This window comes from Pseudovibrio sp. Ad26 (genome assembly GCF_001623285.1).
Classification (GTDB): Bacteria; Pseudomonadota; Alphaproteobacteria; order Rhizobiales; family Stappiaceae; genus Pseudovibrio; species Pseudovibrio ascidiaceicola.
This window is the reverse complement of record NZ_LMCE01000049.1, coordinates 430,568-450,578: the sequence shown is the minus strand read 5'-3', so window position 1 is coordinate 450,578 and position 20,011 is coordinate 430,568. Positions and strand designations below refer to the sequence as shown.

Below are 20,011 nucleotides of genomic sequence, written 5' to 3'. Positions count from 1 at the left end.
GGAAGTATTCGTAGATTTTCATGGAACTCTTCCGCTTTCTGTCAGATCAACTCGAACGCTTCGGCCAAAGTTACAATGCAGGCGATTGATATGCCGAGTGTTACGAAGACACGAAGATGTTTGAAAAAAGACAGCTCAGCCTTGGGTCTCACTGCTGAACCGTATCCTCTGCCATCCAGATAGATGCTTGTGATCATCGTAAGGAATAGCAGGAACCATAGGACAACCAGCCCCTCTGCGATCAAGACAATTGCAGGCAACATAACGACCTCCATCACTCAAAATTTTCTACGCCGAGCAAAACGGAACGCCGGACAATCTGCGTTTCAGTTTCCAGACATCGCATTCCGAATCATAATATCTATTTCATATATATCTTTATCACAGGGTATATTTTAAGGTATATATAAAATACATCTTATTCGAAAGCCGATGGCTTACACCGCTGATATTGTTAAATGTATCAGATAGTTATGTGGTTTGGAAAAACTTGTTGAATTCAACATTCAGACAGTAGGGCATTTATGATATACGCTCGATATATCTTTGGAGCTTCGTCATGCGTTTAAATCAAGCCAGTGATTTTGCCTTAAGGCTCGTTATGCAATGCGCCATGCAACCAGACATACTTCAGCGCATCGATCAAATCGTTTTGCAGCAAGGTTTTTCTCGCGGGCACGTGATGAAACTCGTTAATCAGCTTTCGCGGGCGGGCATTCTGGAAACTATGCGTGGACGCGGCGGTGGGTTTAAATTGGGGCGTGCCGCAAAAGACGTCAGCGTTGGAGATGTGGTTCGCGCAGTGGAGAACGACTTTGCAGTGGTCGAATGTCTACGACAGAGCGAATGTGGAGAAATCCAATGCTGCTTCCTCCCCTCTTGCCGCGTGAAATCTCTCATGCAGCGAGCTTCTAGCGCTTTCCTGAGCGTACTTGATGAAATGACAATTGAGAGTGCTGTGGCTGATTTGCCGGTGCCAACAGCTTTCGCATCTCAGCAAAAGTAACACAAAAATATCTATAATATTCATGTAAATTTATATTAAGCACTTCTTGCCAGCGACATTATCAGTTCACAATTAAATCTAATTTAATAAATAAAAACTCTATTAATGACTATATTCGATTCAGTTAATCTATAGCTTGTGGAACATGTATTTCGTATCACCTCATAGCTCTTCTATCGAATACAGCATACTTGTGTAGCGCAAAGAAATCTTAACAGGTTACTAACGCGATTACTTACACTGAAGCTGCGTTTTGCTATGCGCGGTCTTCCGTCATGGCTGTCTCGACTGAACAACTGTCTCAGAACTGCTGTTGCTAGCAACTGTGTGAGGGTTGAAATGTGGTACAGTGAGCGTCTTTTTGGAACAACTGCACTTGCGGGCCTCGCATTTGCCTGCCTGTTCAGCCTTCAGGTGGAACGGGCAGATGCTCAGACAGTTATTACTGGCACCATCGACAATCCTCCCTACACAATCAATGGCACAAATGGGTTGCGCATCGGCCAAAACGGAGCTGATGGAACACTGAATGTATTCAGTGGAACGACGGTACCCATTGGGCAATTAGTAGAGATCGGCGTTGCAAACGCAAACGGCACACTGAACGTATTTGGGGGTGCGGCAGTCTCTCAGTCAGGAAATTTCGTACTCATAGAAGTTGCAAACGGTTTCAACGAGGGCACTATAAATCTCTATGAGAGCGGCCAGCTTTTTGCACCAACTGGCGACATTGTTTTGGAAGGCCAAGGAACTATCAACATTGGCGGAGAAGAAAACGCAGCTGCTCTTGCAGCCGGCTACCTTAGGGTAGACGACATTTACATGCTAAACGGCTCAAAGATTGTGATTAACACCACGAGCACCGGTGGAAATCATCTTATGGCAGATCTGGTCTCCGTCTCATCGGGTGCAGGCGAAGTCCTTTTTGAAAACGGTACCACTCAGATAACTAATAATAACAGCCGGTTTTCTGGCAAAATGTTCTTTGAGGAAAACGCGATAGCCGTCTTCACCGGAACCAACGCGGTAGGAAACGCTCAGCTCGACTTTGTCGGCGGCAAAATTGTGACCACTGGCAGCACAACGGTCAACGGCGATATTGAAGTCACAAATGTGGGTGCATTGAATGACGCCACATTCGAAACCTCCAATAGCAATTTAACTCTTGCTGGTGACATCATCGGCAACGGCAAGGTTAGATTTGAAGGCAACGGCACAACCACACTGTCAGGCAACAATACCTGGACTGGCGGCGCCGATATCGACAGCACAGAAGTTATTTTTTCCAGCGCATCAAATCTTGGGTCTGGCGCAATTGAACTTAACAACGGCCACCTCACCTTCAATGGAACAACCGCTACAGTCAACAATCTGTTCGATCTGGACGGCACCTCCTCCATGGAGGTTGGTTCCGGTGACACTCTCACTGTCAGCAATGATATCAGCGGTTCGGGCCGATTGAAAAAGCTGGGCTCCGGAACTCTGGTTCTCGGCGGAGCAGGCAGCAATTTCAGCGGTGGATTAGATCTGGCCGACGGAACTGTAGAGTTTGGAGCAGCGGCTAATATCGGCAGCGGTAACATCATCTACTATGGCGGCGATCTGAGCTATGTTTCTGGCTCGGATGCAACCATATCAAACACGTTCGAGATGCATAATGACGGCGATCTCGACGTACAATCCGGGCGTACTCTCACGATCACAGGCGACATCGTTGATGGTGGCAGTTCACCTGGCAAACTAACCATCGGCTCCGGCGGGACAGTTGATCTGCAAGGTACCAACACATTCTCTGGTGGTCTTGTCGTTCATGAAAACAGCACTGTTGGCTTCTCTGACTCCGACGATCTTGGCAGCGGTTTTGTTGAGCTCGACAACGGCAACCTCACGTTCAACGGAACCACCGCAACCATTAGTAACCTAATTGATCTGGATGGCACGTCCTCCATGACAGTTGGGACTGGTGATACTCTTACCGTCAGCAATGATATCAGCGGTTCGGGCCGACTGAAAAAATTCGGTGATGGAACACTCGTTCTTGGCGGAGCAGGCAGCAGCTTCAGCGGTGGATTAGATCTGGCAGAAGGCACCGTTCAGTTTGGAGCAGCAGCCAACATCGGCACTGGAAATATCATTTACTACGGTGGTGATTTGAGTTATGTCTCCGGCTCAGATGCAACCGTCGCAAATACATTCGAAATGCACAATGATGGCACGCTCGACGTGCAATCCGGGCGTACTCTCACCATATCAGGCAACATCGTTGACGGCGGGGGCTCACCCGGCACGTTGACAATCGGCTCCGGCGGCACGGTCAATCTGCGAGGGAGCAATACATTTTCCGCAGGCCTTGTCATTCATGAGAACAGTACTGTTGGCTTTGCAGATTCCAATGACCTAGGCACCGGCACAGTTGCACTCGACAACGGTAACCTCAACTTCACCGGAACCTCCGCAACAATCGCAAATACGATTGAACTGTATGATGATAGTAGTCTTGACCTGCAATCCGGGCGTACTCTGACAATCACAGGCAACATCGTTGACGGTGACGGCACACCGGGCTCCTTCACCATCGGCTCTGGCGGCACAGCCAATCTGCGAGGAACCAACACGTTCTCAGGCGGTCTGATCGTTCAGGAAAACAGCACGGTTGGCTTTGCAGACTCCGATGATCTGGGCACAGGTGCGATTGAACTCGACAGCGGTAACCTCAATTTCACCGGAACAACCACGACGATTGCCAATCTGATTGATCTGGATGGAACATCATCCGTGACGGTGGGCTCTGGTGATACCCTCACTGCAAGCAATGACATCAGTGGTACAGGGGTGCTGAAGAAACTCGGGGCAGGAACGCTGGTTCTGGGTGGAGCAGGCAGCAGCTTCAGCGGTGGACTAGACCTGGCAGCCGGTACTACACAGTTCGGAGCAGCGGCCAACATCGGCACAGGTGACGTTCTCTTTTACGGTGGTGATCTGAGTTTTATTTCCGGTGCAGATGCGACCATCGCCAATAATTTCAAGATGCATGATGATGGTACGCTTGATGTGCAAACCGGACGCACCTTGACACTGACTGGTGATATCACAGATGGAGGCAGTACACCGGGGACTCTCACCATTGGGTCTGGTGGCACGGTCAACCTGCAGGGCGACAACAGTTTCTCTGGTGGCCTCATTGTTCAGGAAAACAGTTCCATCGAATTTACCGATCCGGGCCGCCTTGGGCTTGGCACAACCACCCTCAGCAATGGTAACCTGCTCTATCAGGGTACCACAGAGGTCAATCTCTCAAGGATTGCTATCGCCAGTGGCACAAGCAACACAATCGACATTGATGACAATACGGTCGTTCTGGAAATCTCCTCGAACCTTTCCGGTTCAGGCAACTTGTCCATTGATGGAGGTCAAACTGCTACCCTTACCGGCACCAACAGCTCATGGACTGGAGATCTTGGGGTAACCGATACCGAGTTGATCTTCAACGACGGCACCAACATCGGCAATGGTAACGTTGGAATCACTTTGAATTCCTCAACCCTGACCTACACCGGCGGCAGCACGGTCACCATCAATGAGCTGGCATTTTCCGGAGCCGGGAACGTAGTTGGAACGACTGACATCGTTGGCCAGATCAACATCATGTCCGGTTTGACAGGTTCTGATCAGGTTGTCTTCACTGGTCCCGGCGAAGTCAATCTGCTTGGCGACAACTCAGGCTACACAGCAGATATTGAAATCGACACAGGCACTGTCGGTCTGGAAGGCTTCTCCACCTCGGCTATCGGGTCCGGCAACGTAATCGTAAACGGCGGAACCCTTTTCTATCTGGGCACTGGCAGCGAAACTGTCGACACGACCAAGCTGCAGGTAGATAGCAATGACAATACCATCGACATGGCAAACGCAGGCGCAACCCTCACCTGGACAGGAGATGCTACTCCGGGTGGAGGTACCTTCCTAAAGAACGGTGCAGGTACGCTTATCCTGTCAGACGGCACCAAATCGCTGGTCAGCTCCACCATCAACGGCGGCACCATGCGGATTGGTACGTCCTCAACGGATAGTTCTACTCTAACAGGTAATTTAGCCGTGAACGCAGATGGTCGGCTCGAAGGGTACGGCACAGCCAGCGGCAGCGTTACGCTTAACGGCGGCATTATCGCACCCGGAGCGTCCTTCGGCACTATTACGCTCGGCAGTCTGGACGCGACTGGCACCGGTGGTACACTCGAAATGGAAATCGGCTCTGATCCAGTATCTGGAATGGCAAACGCGGATCAGATCCAGATCCTCGCAGGTGGCAGCGTTGACCTAAACAACGTGGCCCTTGATCTCATCAGTGTTTCTGGCCCAACCCCAGTTAAGATCGGCGATGAGTTCGTCATTATCGACAACCTGTCCACTCCAGATACAGAGCCTCCGACAGGCACGTTCGACTCCGTGAACCATGATATGTTCATGCTCGATGTGAATGTGCTTTACGGTATTCCTGGAGACGATAACGATGTCGCGATCCAGTTCATCCGCAGCTCCAACAACTTCAATGGTCTGGCAGATACGCGCAACGAGCATTCAGTCACTCTGGCGCTTGATACCATCAATGAGAGCGGCGATCTCTTCACACAGCTTGCTCCCATGAACAACGCTCAGATTAATGCTCTTCTCGACCCACTCGCCGGTGAAATCAACGCTTCAACCCGTGCCATCCTCCTCGCCGATAGCCGCTTCCTGCGACAAGCGGTGAATGACCGCCTTTACAAGGCCCACAGCGCATTTGCCTCAGAAGTGGATGACGACACAGTTTCCCGAAAAGTTGGCCCCTTTGAGATGTGGGGTCAGGTCTACGGCAGCTGGGGTCAATTCTTCTCTGATGGCAATGCCCGCACCACAGGCAGAAGCGTTGGCGGTGTTCTGGTTGGTGTTGATGCGACCTACTTTGACATGGTCCAACTGGGTGTGGTTGCAGGTTTCGGCAGAACCTCCATCGACATCAGCTCCATCGATGCCTCATCTGACAGTGACAGCTACAGTGTCGGCGGCTACGCCAGTGCTAATCCAATCGACAACGTCAAACTGCGCGGAGGTGTTGCCGGTACTTGGTACAACATTGCAACTGATCGCGATGTAAGCCTCTTCCCGGAAGAAACACTGTCGTCTGACCAGTTCGCCGGTTCTGTGCAAGTGTTTGGTGAGCTTGGATACACGTTGGAAAGCACCTACGGCAATCTGCAGCCTTTCGCAGGAGTTGCTTATGCTTACCTCTCCGGCCCCGGTTTCAATGAAACCGGCGGCGCAGCAGCACTCAAAGCAAATGGGCAATCCAACTCTCTCACCTTCCTGACGCTGGGAACACGCGGCGAGTTTGACCTATCCAACTACCTTTATGGGGACACAAGCTTTGTTGGCTTAGCAGCATGGCAATACTCTTCTGCTGATACGCTCGATTACACCCAGAGCTTCATCGACAGCGGCAACCCCTTCACCGTCGCCAGCGTCCCCATCGCCCGCAACGTGGCCCTGATCGAAACCGGCCTCCAGTCCAACCTCAGTGATCACATCCAACTCAACATCAACTACTACGGCCTCCTCGCCGACCAAGCCGTAGACCACGGCGCCAACGCCAGACTATTCGTGCAGTATTGAGGAGAAAGGCAACTAGAAGAACGTTTTTAGCCAATTTGAGGTTACTGACGTCGATTTGAACGCTAAGCAAGAGAGCGTTGTTAGTGTTCACGAATACAACCAGCTATCAAGTGATAGGCGGGCGGATGACTTTTCCTTTTTCGTTGATGACTTGGACGCTGGCCCATTGTTCGACTGAGAATAAGGCCTTCCATTTTTCTTCTATGCGTGCACGGTTTACGTTTGCTTGGGAGAAGTTTGCGTTGGTGAGATCGGCGTCGTCGAAGACACTGTCCGTTAACAAGCAATAGCTCAGGTCGGGGCCGTGTGTACTTGATTTCCCGATCAGACCACCACTGTTTTTCATGCCCCGGAAATAAGCTCCGCTTAGATCCAGCTGAATGCTTCTGTCTTTTTTTCTGAGCAACTTTCTCAGCTCAGACACCTTCTGCACTGATGCAATTAACTCCCCGCGGGCACGAGCGTGTTCTTTGCCCGCCATCAAGTTTGAGCGTTGTGCAGAGCTCGTGCTGCGAATATGAGCGGCCAGAAGTTGCAGGACATCCTGAAAGTGTTCATTTGGATTGGACTTTGCGATTTCTGAAAGGATCACAACACCGGCTTCACGCAGAGCACCATTCCCTGATTCGAGGAGTTCTGCGGCTTTAGTGAACTGTCCCAAAACATAGTTACGCCGTGTTGCCTTAACTGCTGCGAAAGCTGAACTGGCTATATATGCGAGCAACAAAAACGCTGGAATTGCGACAAATACAGTAAAGAGTGCGCTCAGCCCTGCTGCAACATTGTAAAATACAGATGTTTGCTCAATTGGAGTGTAAGGCACGCCTTTGGGGACAGGCAACTGACTTCTAAACGTTTCAATCTTACCACCCGCAAGTACGACAAGGTTGCGCACCATGGAATACTCATCAGGAATGAGATTGAGATAGTCACAAATCAAATAGGCTGGAATTGTCAGAAACCCGAGGGTTACCAGGATCACAGCAATACGGAAACTATGCTTCATTGGAAAATGCCTGTCTCGAAAAATAAAATTCCTACCAGTGACATGCCTTGCGAAGAGGCGACAGCATGTCCTGAAGGTTTGCCAAGTCGAATAGGTAGGCACGGGAGCCTTTGTCTGACACAACATCAAGCTGCACTCGATCCACATGCGCCCATCGATTAATGTGTGCGATGCTGGTCAATCCGCGTGGGCTGATAAGAATGCGTTTGCTCTCAGCGCTCTGCCAAACATCGTTGTCGATGCGCTGATCGCGAAGCATGACGCGGATTGGAACCCGGCGTTTAGCGTGAGGTTCATTGAGTACCAAGGCAACTGTTGTGATGTCTTCAACACATGATAACAGCAAGATAGCGGGTTTCTCTTCGATACCTGCATCAACAGATTGCAATGCTTTCATGCTGAGATAAACGTTGGTTTCACCCGGTTGAACAACCGGTTGTTGTCCCTCCTCAGTTTGCAATGCCTGCGCCTTCTCTGGGATTGCCCCATCGCGTTTCTCCAAAGGTTGAGCGGGAATGCTCTCTTCCTGAATCTCATCCCATCTGAATATTGCTGGATGTCCTATTGCACCAAAGCGAAACTGCCAGTTGAGGTCCCCTGATGATCGCATCCGCTCCATTGCTTTCGCCTGCCGCTCCAAACGGCCTGCTGGTGCGTTTACATTCTCAACAAATTCTGGATTGGGTTCTCCTGCAGATAACACCTCAAGTGGGGTTTCAAGCAACTGGTCAAAGCATGACAGACGATTAACCCGGCCAATGATGAGAGTGCATTTTTCAACCATTCTCTTCTCCAGGGCAATCGTCTCTGCAAAGGAAGTCGATGATAAAAAAATACTGGTAGGAACAGCTACTATGCCGGCCAGAGCCGCTGCAAAAATTGGGTGAGCAAACCTGCTAGTTCTCATGGTCGAATTCCATCGTTTGACAGTTGAATTTGCTCAGTTTGTTGGCGAGCGTGCGTTTTGGAATTTTCAAAAAATCCGCCATTTTGCTGCGATCTCCTTCGAACTGGGAATACACGTTTCGTAGCAGGTCTAGTTCGAAGTTTGAGACAACCGTGCGAAGTCCTTGCTCTGCCAGCAAAAGGCCGTCATACCCCTTCTCACTTGCAACAGAACTGATCTGATTGTCGGAGGCAACAACAGTGGGGACTTGCTCATTCATGGCTTGTTTGAGAATGCTGCCTGAAATTTCGTCAGTGTCGAGAGTAAGAAAGACAGCCTTGATCATGCAGTTTTGCAGTTCACGAACATTGCCTTTCAGCTCAGCAGCTTCCAACACGGCGATGGCTTCTTCACTCAGAGTTTTGGAAGTGTCTCCGTTACTAACTGCAATCTCCTGCAGGAAGTAACGTGCAAGATAAACTCTATCACCCTTACGGCATCGTAATGGTGGTACGTCAATGGTGAGCTGCGTGATACGGTAGAAAAGATCTGCCCGGAACTTCCCGTCTTCAATCGCCTGTTTCAAGTTCACATGGGTGGCACAGATGAGCCGGAAATCAACGGCTTCATCCTTACTCCCCCCCAATGGACGGAGTTTCTTCTCCTGAAGAATGCGCAGTAATTTGACCTGAAGATCAACGGACAGATCACCAATCTCATCAAGGAACAACGTTCCGCCAGAAGCTCGTTTTACGAGACCATCTCTGTTTTCAATTGCCCCTGTGAAAGCTCCCTTTTTGTAGCCAAACAACTCACTTTCAATGAGGTTCTCTGGCAAGGCGGCTATATTTTCTGCGATAAAAGGCCCCTCAGAGAACTGAGAGAGCCGGTGTAAGGAGCGTGCAACGACTTCTTTGCCTGCTCCTGTCTCCCCTTGCACCAATACCGCGTATTTGTTCTGCGCATATTGGGCTATTTTCTCTCTAACCTGGATGATCTCCGGCGAACGTCCCACAAGATTATCTGAGAGCATGGAGTCGACCTGCCCTTTTTGGTGCTTCGACTTTTCAACCTGCGTTTCCTCGATTTTCTGCAGGTTTTCTAAAGAATGAAGCAAAGGAGACAGATGGAAGTAAGAGCGCCACAAGACATGCAGTGTGTGGTGCTCCTCTTGAAGCCTTGGAGCGCTGCCCGCTGATGCGAGCAGGAATATGTAGACCTGATTGTGAGTGTTCTGTCCTTCTGTCGTTTCAAGCAGTATCCGATGGGCAACGAGAGCCCCATGACGGCAGAATAGAGCTGTGCTTAGATCTTGGGCTTTTGCAGAATTCGGCGTTTTCCCAAAATAGAATGGCTCTGTCTGCAGGACATCCAGTTCACGGAAGCGCTCAGTGCTGACTTCGTTGTCAAGCTGCGGAAGCCGGGCAACTGGCAGCCCACCATCGCACGCAAAAGGTATCAGTTTGCGACCAGTGATGTCTGGCAGGTACACAGCGATGGCTTGTGCTTTGGTTGATGCTAGTACAGTCTTCAACATCACGGCGCGCAGTTCATTTTCTGACCTGCACGTCATCAATGTCATCAGAGCGTCTGTTGTAGAAGGTGCCTCCATACCAATACTAAGACGCCTCTTCTAAAGTTAACTCTTCAGCTGGTTCCTCTTCAGCATCTGCCTCATAGGCTGCTGCGAAAGTGAAACCATCTTCTCCTTCCGGGCTGTCGATGGTAATCGCGGAAATTTGCTCACCGCGATGACCAGCTTCCAACAACTCAATAGAGAGCGTAGGCAACAACTGGCGTTGAATAACCTGATCAACAAGACGAGCACCATTAGAGGCCACGCGGCACATTTGTGTGACCCGCTCATAAGCCTCCTCACTGATGGAAAGCGTAACCTTCTGCGTGTCCTTCAGGAGCTGGATAAGATCTGCAAGGCGCATTTGCACAATGTCAGCCAATACTTGCTCAGATAGAGGCAGGTAAACCAAAGGCTCCATGCGTGCGAGAAGCGCTGGTTTAAAGTGCTGCGCGAACAGTGGTGTGAGAGACTTCAACATAGAGCCATGACTTGGGACCTGACCATCTTCGGCATTGGCAACCCAGTTTTCAATCTGGTCTGAGCCAAGATTGCTGGTCAGGAAGAACACGACATTGCGGCAATCGATGAGGCGCCCTTCCCCATCTGCAAGCTCGCCCTTATCAAAAGCCTGATAGAACAGGTTAAGCACGTTAGGGTCGGCTTTCTCCACTTCATCAAGCAATACGACGGAGTAAGGCTTCTTGCGAATGGCTTCTGTCAGAACACCACCTTCGCCATAGCCGACATATCCGGGTGGGGAGCCGATCAAACGGGAAACCGTATGACGTTCCTGATACTCCGACATATTGATGGTGGTAATGAACTCTTCGCCACCGAACAGCCTCCGCGAGACCTCAAGAGCTGTCTCTGTCTTACCTACACCAGAAGGCCCGGCCAGGAAGAACACGCCGAGCGGTTGACCCTTCTTGTGCAGATCAAGTCGTGACGCACGCAAGCGAGCCTCAATGGCATCAATGGCGTGGTCCTGACCCTTGATGGCTTTTTTCATAGTTTCAGCAAGGGTCAATAGACGATGGTAATCATCCTGCACCATGGAATTGATCGGAATACCTGTCCAATCGCTGATGATTGCAGCAATCTCTGAGGGTCCAACTTCTACCGAAATGAGCGGCTCGGCCCCTGCTTCCGCTATGAGCGCATTTTTGTGACTGGCAAGGTTTGTGCGCACTTGCTCCAAGGCATCTTCGTCGAGTGTTTCTGGCAGTTTCTGGAACAGATCTTCACGGGCTGAAATAAAGTTTTCAGCTAAGGAAACCTGAGCATCAAGACGCTGTGAAAGCTCTGCTTTACGCGCTTCAAGCTCATTTAAATGGTCTGCGATAGCGTGGAGACGCTCTAGTTGCTCAGGCTCCAATGGACCTGTGTGTTGATCGCGTTCCAGGCCCTCTCTTTCCCAACTCAACGTTTGAAGGCTCTGCTCAACATCTTGCAGCTCAACTGGCGGCGTATTTGCCCCGGCTCGAACGCGAGCACAGGCCGTATCCAGAACATCAATTGCTTTGTCAGGAAGTTGACGGCCAGTGATGTAACGTGCGGCCAGACGAACGGAAGCACCAATCGCTTCTTCAGTGATGTAGACACCATGCGCGTCTTCGTAGGCTTTTTTAAGCCCGCGCATGATGATGATTGCCTCATCAATGGTCGGCTCATCCAACTTCACCAATTGGAAGCGACGGGTCAGGGCCGGGTCTTTCTCGAAGTACTTTTTGTACTCAGACCACGTTGTTGCAGCGATTGTTTTCAGCTCGCCTCGGGCCAGCGCAGGCTTCAAAAGGTTCGCAGCATCGGAACCACCTTGATCACCACCAGCACCGATGAGAGTGTGTGCTTCATCAATAAACAAGATGATCGGCTCAGGACTGGAGCGAACTTCATCAATGACGCCTTTCAAGCGCTTTTCAAACTCACCCTTCATAGAGGCACCAGCTTGTAGCGCTCCGATATCCAGCCCCCAAAGGGAGACATTGGCGAAATCTGCTGGCACGTCACCATTTGCAATGCGTAGGGCAAGACCTTCTGCTAGCGCGGTTTTACCTACACCAGCTTCGCCAACACAAATTGGGTTGTTCTTACGGCGACGGCACAAAATCTCGATGATCTGACGGATTTCATTGTCCCGGCAGAAGATCGGATCAATTTGTCCATCTTTCGCCAGCTGAGTGAAGTTTGTGCCGTACTTTTGCAGAAAGCCGTCAGCCCCCTCTCCGGCACCTGATGTTGCTCCCGGCACGGCACGGTGATCTTTTTCGAAAGACCCAGCCGTCAACGCTTCGAAATCACGCAGCAAAACGTCGGGAGAGACCCGCTCCAGCAGTGGATAATAGTCCATCTGCATATAGCGGCCACGTTCATTGAGCAGGGCAATGAGAACAGCACCCGAGCGGACAGTTTTCTCACCTTGCTCAACGGAGGCAATCAACCATGCATCTTGCAAAAGGTCTTGAAGCAACGGTGAAAACGTTGGTGTGCGATCAGCTTCAACTCGGCGATATCTGTTGAACGTCGCACGAAGAGCCTCGTTCAACTTGTCTGCATCCACATTCTGGCTTTGTACGAGTAACCTAATGTCTACTGCAGGTTGTGAAACAAGAGAAATGAGGAAATGCTCAATTGTCACTTCCTGATGTGAGTTCGAAACGCACAGGCTGGCGGCTTCTTCTATTGCCTGACGACAGCAAGGGTTGAGACGCTCAATCAGCGCCTTGATTTCCAGTCGAGCCATACTCGATCTCCAAAAAATTAAAGCATTTCACGCAGCTGAGTGACGACCCCGTCGGTGTATTGGTCTATCTGCCAATAAAACCCCGCGTAGGTCAGTGCGCATAAAATTAAAAGGCTAATCCAAACAAGAGAAACAGGCGTATGCCAATGAACAACATGCGCTTTCTCAATCACTTTGCTCTCTGATTGACCGAGTTCGAAATTCCCCTCACCCCGCTCCTGCCGGATGACGTGGTGAACATCACGCATGATTTCTTCGAGCTGCAGCTTGCCATTGTGCATCACTCGATACTTGCCTTCGAAACCAAGCCCAAGCAGCAGATACAGGAACTCAATCAACTCAATGTAGCGAACAGGATCCCGCATCAAACGGCTGAGAACGATAAAGAATTTCTCTCCACCCCAGGTTTCGCTATGAAACAGCGCCAACAAGCTTCGTTCAGACCAGTCTGAGTTCTGCCCCCAGGGAGAGCACATCACGGCTTCATCAATTGCAGAACACAGGCAATAGCGGTGTGCCAGAATGGTGGCACGATCAAATCCTTCGCGCTGGAGCTCTAGCTCAAGAGATTCAATCTCAGCCCGCACATCTTTGTGCAGATAGTCTAATTTGTTGTTTTCAGAAACTTCCGGAATGCGTGAGATCAAGGCAAGCAATGACTGGCTTGCATCAATGATCTTATTGATGCTGTGCCCGCGCATGGGGAAACTGATGTGTTGCACCGGCCTTGGAGAAACATCCTTCAAATTCTGAGGTACTGTTTCGGCGCTTGCAATTGGCGCCTCTTCAACAACTTCAGGATCACCAGAGTCAAATAGGTTTGCGACTTCACTCATTATGTTGTCCTTTCATTGCGAATAGCCCAGAATTGCAGCTGTAAATCAGCGAATTCACCCGCAATATGGAAGGCAAAACCACTCGCATTCTCAATGTATTGCCAACCAGCAGAGTTGGCATCCAACTGGAAGTACGAGAACCCTGCATGATACGGCAATTGTCGTGGCGGAGAAGGAAGCCTTTGAAGCACGACCCCGGGCAGATGCAGATGAATCAACTCGCGAATTCGCTCAATGGACGACACTTTGGTTTGCGCCGGGAACGACTTTGCCAGTTCTTCCAGCTCCATACTGGCTTTCACTGCAACAACAAAAATTGCTGAGTTCAAAAGCGACCGATCACTGAGCGGTGACGTGATGATGCCATACTTCTGCTTGTTCAGCGGTAGTGCGATTGCGTTTGCTTCAAAGATGGTCGATAGCGACTGGCGCAAGGAGCTAATCACAGGGTCAAAACAAATCTGCGGTTCCTCGTGATGGTAGGCTGGCCACGTTGTTGGCATGCGTTGCTCATGCGTAAACGTTGCCAGTTCTCCAGCAGCACCGGAGAACATCTTATAAAGCTCTTTTGGGTGCACGCCTTTGAGGGAGGACATGTGCCGAAATTCCGGCCATAAACGGTTGATTGTTTGCAGCATCAGAAAATCAGAAACATCCGAGACACCTCGCTGACCCGGTGTACCCATGCGGCTTGAAATGTGTGAGGCACGCTGGCGCAGCAGTCCTACGAGATCGTCAAGGGTTTTGCGCAGGCGGGGCTGAGCATCAATGGTTGAGGCCATTGGCAAAAACTCATCATCCAACACCACACTGCCATCAGAGTTCTTGTTTCGAATACGTGTCAGCGGAAGACATGTGAAGGCAGAACGGTCTTCGCGCTCAAGCATCAACCGCAAACGATATTGAGCTACATCCACCAGAAACGCTTCAGAATCTGAACTGGTGTTGTTGCGCACATCCTGAGAGAACGCACGCATTCGAGTCGCATCCTGAGGGTTGAGCGGGTCTTCTACTTCGGGAACACCATTTGAGCGCAATGGCAAAGCCAGATACACCGTCTGCCCGACGACATTTTCACCGCTCACATCCAAAGGCGCAGGCGCCATTGTCTCACTAGGTACGTCAATCGTTGTACCGTCGGGGAAAATACCAAGCGCATAATCAACCAGAAGCTTGCCGTGAAGCAGGCTTTCTTTATTGATCTCCAGTCGGCTCACCCCGTGCTGATAAGGATCAATCGCCTCGCTGCGAGAGCGGATAAGATGCTCTAAATATCGTTGTTGCTGCTGAAAATGGTGGGGCTTCAAAAACAGACCATCCCGCCAAATTACATGGTTTCGCAGTGACATAATCTAAATAAACCTATTTGCTCTCAAACCTACCGATGAAGGTTCGTGATAATTTTTTTTCTGCTGATGACAGCAAGCAGCTTGTAAGTTTCTCCCTTGGGCTTGACCTGCTCGACGACGCGCCAATCGACTTTTTCAGGCTTCGCATAGCCGCCCACAAGGCCAATGAAGACCGTGTCTTCATCCAACTCAAGCTCACTCACGACCTTGGATTCACCGGGCATGACCTGAACCTCCTTCACATCAATGAAGGTTGTTCCAAGAGCGTTCTCGTAGTCTTCGGTTGCCTCTTCAAAAGAGGACTGGAGCAACTTGCCATCGTCACCCAGTTGGAAGACCCAAACATCAATCGGCACGCTCTCGCCCAGATCATTCTTGTTCGATCCTGGTTCTGAGAAGATGGTCACATCAATCAGTGTCGGCTGGTCCTTAGGCTCTCCAACCGGAATGCCTGGATCCATGACAACCTTGAAAACCTTCTCAGGAATTTTCTGTGCTTCGCATGCACTCAACGCCAGCAGAGCAGCTAGTGCAAAGGCAAGATGTGAGCTCTTTCGCAGGAGCGCGTTTAGTGTCCAACCCCAGTTCATCGTATGCCTACCGCCTCATTCTTCCCAAAGCTGGACACCCTCAAATCTTCGCTAGCCATCAAACGTCACTCAGCTGCATACAGTTGCTGGCTCCGCATTTCGCGATCATAAACTTGCCGGAAGACCTCCCAGAACATGCGTGTCAGCCCGCGCTGACGACCGGACCGCATTTCATGGTAGTAGTGCTCGTACATCTGCCAATTCCAGCCATCCAGATCGCCTGTGCGAGGCGCATGCCCCTTGTAGCGCGCAAATCGCTTCTTCAGATTTTCTGGAGAAAGGCCCAGGAGAACCGCTTCCAAAGCTTCATCAGCAGCAACACGGCTGGCTTTCTCATGCAGCTCGATTTGCATCAAACTTTCTTCAATGGCAGACGGTGCGTTTAAATGAACTGGGCTCTGAACAAGCAGGAGGTCCTCAATCGCTTGTTCAGGGCTTTGAGCCAGCCGGATCGGATTGTCTTCCACCGGGTGCAGGTGAGTGTCGTTCATTGACGAACGGTCTTCCCACTGCTGCGTATGAATGGCCATCAACCCAGCAATTGCCGTTTTCAAGGCTGCGCCAACATCCTGAGTAATGCGGTTCGCCTCAGGCAAACTCATATCGCCAGCAGGCAGTCCCAATGCTGTCAGAAGAGGTCGAAGCACCACATGATCTACCATGCCCTCTTCTCCCGTTTCTGAGAGAGCAACAGAACCATGCCACCTTTCGGTCTCCTGAATATCGCTGACCAACATTTCTTGCCCGCCCGAGTTCGTCAGAGACTCAAGATAGCTGTCCATATCCGGATCAACCGGCTCTGTACCTGTATTGGTCATTGTATGGTTTCCTTTTGCTTGGGGCATGATCATCAAACGGTGATGTGCTTGAGGATCATCCACACCCAGTGCCTTACCGCTGTTTTCAGGCTGTAGCCCCAGAGTGCTCAATAAGTCCTCGTCCAACTCTTGTTGGTCGGGCTTGCTGTCATGATTTAATTGAGAGAGCGGATCTTGATTGCCTGGCAGGCCTTCATCATCCTGCTGGTCAAGAACCTCTACAGGATCGCATGCAAGGGCACCTGCCCGCTGATTGCCTGCAAAGAAATCCTCACTGAGGTCACTCTCCAACCGGTCCGCGAGGATGTATTCGATGTTATCTTGTGTGTGCTCATCTTCGTCCTGCAAGCGTCCGGACACAATTGTGTCTATGGCTGCAAACCGGCCTGCCCATTGCTCGCTTTGGTCTTCCAGTTCGCTGCCTTCAGCAACCACATAAGTGGTCAACTTGAACGCCCCAACCTTCCAGACATCACCGTCAGAGACACGAAATCTCTGACCCGTCGGGATTGGCCGATTGGAACCATTTACGATGATGCCTTCATCACTCACGGCTTCCGCACAATAAACACCGTCTTGAAAAAACACGCGTACATGCTCGCGAGAGACAGAGTTGCGCCTATCCAGCAGCTGCCAGTGACACTGTTCACCAGAACCGATGTTTCCGCCTGCCTTGTCAAATGTGGCAGTGGCTTTACTGCCGTTTTCAAGCGTAGACGTGTTGTTGATGACCAGGACAAGTTTCATACTACCCTCCTACAACCGCGCAGAGATCAGGACTTCGCGCGAGCGTCCATCACCCTTGTCCAGAAAGGTTGACCAACCCAGCCGCCCTTCATATTCGTCGGTAAGCATGACCGGTGAAGCTTGATTTTCCGCCAGTTCCAACTTGATGTCATAGGCATGTTGATCACGCAGCATGAATTCCACCAGATCTCGCAAGGCCTTGTAGTCTCGTCCATGAGGGAGGAAGTCCTGAAAACGTTCAAAGCTCAAATTCTTAATGAAGATATTGAATTTGCTGGAGATATCAGAAACGCTATCTCCAATAATGGTGTCTTCACCGAGCAACATGTTGTGCTGGCCCAGCTCAGAGCGTTGCCCTTCGGGAATATCCACTCTTCGTTGAACCCATTCCTCCACTTCCACTTCTTTATGAAAAAAGGCATGAGATACGACACTTGCGATCGCAGCAGGTGAACGATTGCGAGATGCCAGAACGCCTGCAAACGTAAGCAAGCGTGCCCAGTTGATGGGTGATTTTTGCCGCGACTCCTGATCCGATAATCCAAAAACGCAGAACACCCATTGCGAGAATGGATCCAACGCACCCGGCTCATAACGCACATAGAAGCGGTACTTGCGCATGGAACGGTGTAAGAGGCCGACCAGTCGATTATGGAAGAAGTCAAAGAACCCCTTCATCAAGGAGCCTTGCGCATCATATTTAGCTATGACCTCTTGATAATAAGAGGGCAACGGCGAGCTTGAGCCGTGCAGGCCGAGAAACGTCACTTCCATATTAAAATCGACATAGTCGACCGGTTCAACGTTCGTCTCGTGATCAACCTGTCTTTCAATGCTGGCGATATCAGACAGCGGAAAGCCAAGCGAATGCATGACGCTGAAGTTGATCTTCTCATCTTTAGGCAAAAGATGCGTACCAACTTCATTGCTTTCGTCATAGCAACGCTGGATCAGCTCAACAGCTTGGAAGAATGACCAGCTGCGAGCATTAAACTGTAGGTCGCCTCTTAAATCAGAGGTTGTCGCCCAATTTTCGCTGGCCATTGATAGACTTCATTGTTTTGTGTTCCATTTACGATGAGTTCGTGGAACGAATTGACACTTGAATAGAGAGAAAAGAATTCTGCGAGCACGCTGCAGAACAAGAACATTTCGCCCTCGCTCTGGAATGCGTCTTCGCTGAGAGACATGACAGTTTTCAAACCTCGAACGGCCTGCCCTCGAAATAACTTGTCGACTGGTTTCGTCTCGATGGAAATGATGCCATCAATACGCTGCTTACTGACCCGCTCGTCCTGCCGGTTCAGGCGGGCCTGAAAATCGTAGGTCGCAATCACGGTCTTCAGAGCTTCTTTTTCAAGCAATGAAACGTAATTAAGAGAAAGATTGGAGATCAGGTTCCAGTAAAGCGACCCATCCAGCGGTGGATAGACTGGTGCACTGGGCTGGCTCAGGTTCTTAAATGTCACGAAGCTCGGCGTTTCACCTGTTGGCTCACGCACATCACCTGCGCCCAACTCCATGGCATGTTCGGGATGGAAGCACTTCAGATCAGCAGAGAGAACTTCATGTTCCGGGATAGCGCGCTCATTATCGTGGCGCACGAATGAAACCAGATGCTCCATACCGCGCTTACCCAACGCTTCGCGAAGTCTCAAACGATAATAAATCTGGGTTAGACCATCCGCACGCTCAACCTCGTGATGGAAAGATTCAAAGGAGGGATACTCACGCAGATGCGAACCACTTGTTGGATCCTTCGCAGCACGCCAACTCATGATCCGATCGATAGAGAAAATGTCTATGGCGCCGCGACCATTTGCTGTCGGCCGGATTGGATACCGCATCTGACTATGATCGATTTTCATCGGCTCAGCATCATAATCAAACAAATTCACTGCTGGAACGCAATAGAGACGGAACGTTCCCGGACGCACTTTCACATCAGGTGGCAAAGGCCTTGAGAAAGTGAACTCTAATGAGAAATCTGTTTCTTCACGATTGCGGAAGAACGGCTCTAATCCGTCAATATCATAACATTGGAATTTTGCAGGAAAAACAAAATATTCCTGCAAGAGACGATAGCCCTCATAAGCAGAATTCTCATTGGGCAGCAACGCCTCGGAGCCGCCGAAACCGCCTGGCTGCAGTGCTGAGACTGGAAGCTTGTGCCGGCTAACACCGTCTTCGTCGTCCCCATCAGCACGAAAGCAAACCGTGACGTCTTTCAGGTATCGTCCCATCCACAAATAAAGCATCTGGGCGGCGACCTCATCGCCAGCGATCCATAGACGCAGATCATTAAAACTCAGCCGGGACAGAGGCAGGCCTGACAATGTCTGGAACTGCAATGTCAAAACAGTGCTTTCGCGGGAACGTTGAACATCCTGATCTACAATATCGAGCGGATAGACCGTCACGTCTGCCGTTGTCTGAAAGGGGCAGACAATACCATCCACTGGGCGAGACAAGATCTGCGAGCCCGTCGGCAACACCTGACGCTCAGTAATAGCTTTTTCGACGGGGACCATCTGCATGAGTGTGGTTGATGGAAACGCCCGTAGGAAATTCGGAATAAGCAGTTGCACGAGTGAATGGGTAAGCTCTGGAAGCTCATCATCCAGCTTTTCGCGCAATTTTGACGTTAAAAACGCAAAGCCTTCCAGCAGCCGTTCCACGTCTGGATCTGTGGAGGCATCAGACAAATATTTTGACAACCGCGGATTGCGTTCGGAAAAAAGCCGACCGCTCTCTCGCAGATAAGTCAATTCGTCTTGAAAGTATGAAGCTTTCACAGCTGGT

13 protein-coding genes are annotated in these 20,011 nt (G+C 50.5%); 2 read left to right on the top strand and 11 right to left on the bottom strand.

Going from position 1 to position 20,011, the window contains the following annotated elements; genetic code table 11:
- Nucleotides 1-41 precede the first annotated feature (41 nt).
- A complete protein-coding gene (locus PsAD26_RS11055) occupies nt 42-263 on the bottom strand; it encodes a hypothetical protein (RefSeq protein WP_063310465.1) in 222 nt (73 codons plus the stop codon).
- Nucleotides 264-559: 296 nt separating this feature from the next.
- Between PsAD26_RS11055 and PsAD26_RS11050 the strand changes: the two genes are divergently transcribed.
- Both PsAD26_RS11050 and PsAD26_RS11045 read left to right on the top strand, forming a co-directional pair.
- Nucleotides 560-1,006, top strand: coding sequence for an Rrf2 family transcriptional regulator (locus PsAD26_RS11050; protein WP_084403637.1), 447 nt, complete (start codon nt 560-562; stop codon nt 1,004-1,006).
- Nucleotides 1,007-1,345: 339 nt separating this feature from the next.
- Nucleotides 1,346-6,655, top strand: coding sequence for an autotransporter domain-containing protein (locus tag PsAD26_RS11045; protein WP_063310417.1), 5,310 nt, complete (start codon nt 1,346-1,348; stop codon nt 6,653-6,655).
- A gap of 106 nt (nt 6,656-6,761) precedes the next feature.
- Here the strand turns inward: PsAD26_RS11045 and PsAD26_RS11040 are convergent, their stop codons facing one another.
- The 10 genes from PsAD26_RS11040 to tssF form a co-directional block, all read right to left on the bottom strand.
- Nucleotides 6,762-7,661: a pentapeptide repeat-containing protein gene (locus PsAD26_RS11040; RefSeq protein ID WP_063310416.1), complete on the bottom strand. Its 900-nt coding sequence runs from the start codon at nt 7,659-7,661 to the stop codon at nt 6,762-6,764.
- Nucleotides 7,662-7,692: 31 nt separating this feature from the next.
- Complete coding sequence (locus tag PsAD26_RS11035) at nt 7,693-8,445, bottom strand: type VI secretion system-associated protein TagO (protein WP_208985627.1); 753 nt, start codon at nt 8,443-8,445, stop codon at nt 7,693-7,695.
- Nucleotides 8,446-8,557: 112 nt separating this feature from the next.
- Nucleotides 8,558-10,129, bottom strand: a complete 1,572-nt coding sequence (locus PsAD26_RS11030; RefSeq protein ID WP_063310462.1) for a sigma 54-interacting transcriptional regulator — start codon at nt 10,127-10,129, stop codon at nt 8,558-8,560.
- A gap of 37 nt (nt 10,130-10,166) precedes the next feature.
- Nucleotides 10,167-12,869 carry a type VI secretion system ATPase TssH gene (gene tssH, locus PsAD26_RS11025; protein WP_063310415.1) on the bottom strand — a complete coding sequence of 901 codons (2,703 nt, stop codon included), beginning with the start codon at nt 12,867-12,869 and terminating at the stop codon, nt 10,167-10,169.
- Between the two features lie 17 nt (nt 12,870-12,886).
- Nucleotides 12,887-13,705, bottom strand: coding sequence for a type IVB secretion system protein IcmH/DotU (icmH, locus tag PsAD26_RS11020; RefSeq protein WP_208860544.1), 819 nt, complete (start codon nt 13,703-13,705; stop codon nt 12,887-12,889).
- On the bottom strand, nt 13,705-15,054 hold the full coding sequence (gene tssK, locus PsAD26_RS11015) for a type VI secretion system baseplate subunit TssK (protein WP_084403635.1): 1,350 nt from the start codon (nt 15,052-15,054) through the stop codon (nt 13,705-13,707). The genes icmH and tssK overlap by 1 nt, the downstream gene beginning before the upstream one ends.
- 29 nt (nt 15,055-15,083) lie before the next feature.
- Nucleotides 15,084-15,644: a type VI secretion system lipoprotein TssJ gene (gene tssJ, locus PsAD26_RS11010; protein ID WP_063289819.1), complete on the bottom strand. Its 561-nt coding sequence runs from the start codon at nt 15,642-15,644 to the stop codon at nt 15,084-15,086.
- 65 nt (nt 15,645-15,709) lie between these two features.
- Nucleotides 15,710-17,209: a type VI secretion system-associated FHA domain protein TagH gene (tagH, locus tag PsAD26_RS11005; protein WP_063310414.1), complete on the bottom strand. Its 1,500-nt coding sequence runs from the start codon at nt 17,207-17,209 to the stop codon at nt 15,710-15,712.
- Between the two features lie 9 nt (nt 17,210-17,218).
- Nucleotides 17,219-18,253, bottom strand: a complete 1,035-nt coding sequence (tssG, locus tag PsAD26_RS11000) for a type VI secretion system baseplate subunit TssG (protein WP_063310413.1) — start codon at nt 18,251-18,253, stop codon at nt 17,219-17,221.
- Nucleotides 18,217-20,004 (bottom strand): type VI secretion system baseplate subunit TssF, encoded by a 1,788-nt coding sequence (gene tssF / locus PsAD26_RS10995; protein WP_063310412.1) that lies wholly within the window; start codon nt 20,002-20,004, stop codon nt 18,217-18,219. The genes tssG and tssF overlap by 37 nt, the downstream gene beginning before the upstream one ends.
- Nucleotides 20,005-20,011: the final 7 nt, after the last annotated feature.

What these genes read in the sequence shown, in the direction of transcription:
- tagH (WP_063310414.1), bottom strand. Translation starts at nt 17,209, where the DNA reads ATGAAACTTGTCCTGGTCATCAACAACACGTCTACGCTTGAAAACGGC.
- PsAD26_RS11045 (WP_063310417.1), top strand. Translation starts at nt 1,346, where the DNA reads ATGTGGTACAGTGAGCGTCTTTTTGGAACAACTGCACTTGCGGGCCTC.
- PsAD26_RS11050 (WP_084403637.1), top strand. Translation starts at nt 560, where the DNA reads ATGCGTTTAAATCAAGCCAGTGATTTTGCCTTAAGGCTCGTTATGCAA.
- tssG (WP_063310413.1), bottom strand. Translation starts at nt 18,253, where the DNA reads ATGGCCAGCGAAAATTGGGCGACAACCTCTGATTTAAGAGGCGACCTA.
- PsAD26_RS11055 (WP_063310465.1), bottom strand. Translation starts at nt 263, where the DNA reads ATGTTGCCTGCAATTGTCTTGATCGCAGAGGGGCTGGTTGTCCTATGG.
- tssH (WP_063310415.1), bottom strand. Translation starts at nt 12,869, where the DNA reads ATGGCTCGACTGGAAATCAAGGCGCTGATTGAGCGTCTCAACCCTTGC.
- tssJ (WP_063289819.1), bottom strand. Translation starts at nt 15,644, where the DNA reads ATGAACTGGGGTTGGACACTAAACGCGCTCCTGCGAAAGAGCTCACAT.
- PsAD26_RS11040 (WP_063310416.1), bottom strand. Translation starts at nt 7,661, where the DNA reads ATGAAGCATAGTTTCCGTATTGCTGTGATCCTGGTAACCCTCGGGTTT.
- tssK (WP_084403635.1), bottom strand. Translation starts at nt 15,054, where the DNA reads ATGTCACTGCGAAACCATGTAATTTGGCGGGATGGTCTGTTTTTGAAG.
- PsAD26_RS11030 (WP_063310462.1), bottom strand. Translation starts at nt 10,129, where the DNA reads ATGACATTGATGACGTGCAGGTCAGAAAATGAACTGCGCGCCGTGATG.
- icmH (WP_208860544.1), bottom strand. Translation starts at nt 13,705, where the DNA reads ATGAGTGAAGTCGCAAACCTATTTGACTCTGGTGATCCTGAAGTTGTT.
- PsAD26_RS11035 (WP_208985627.1), bottom strand. Translation starts at nt 8,445, where the DNA reads ATGGTTGAAAAATGCACTCTCATCATTGGCCGGGTTAATCGTCTGTCA.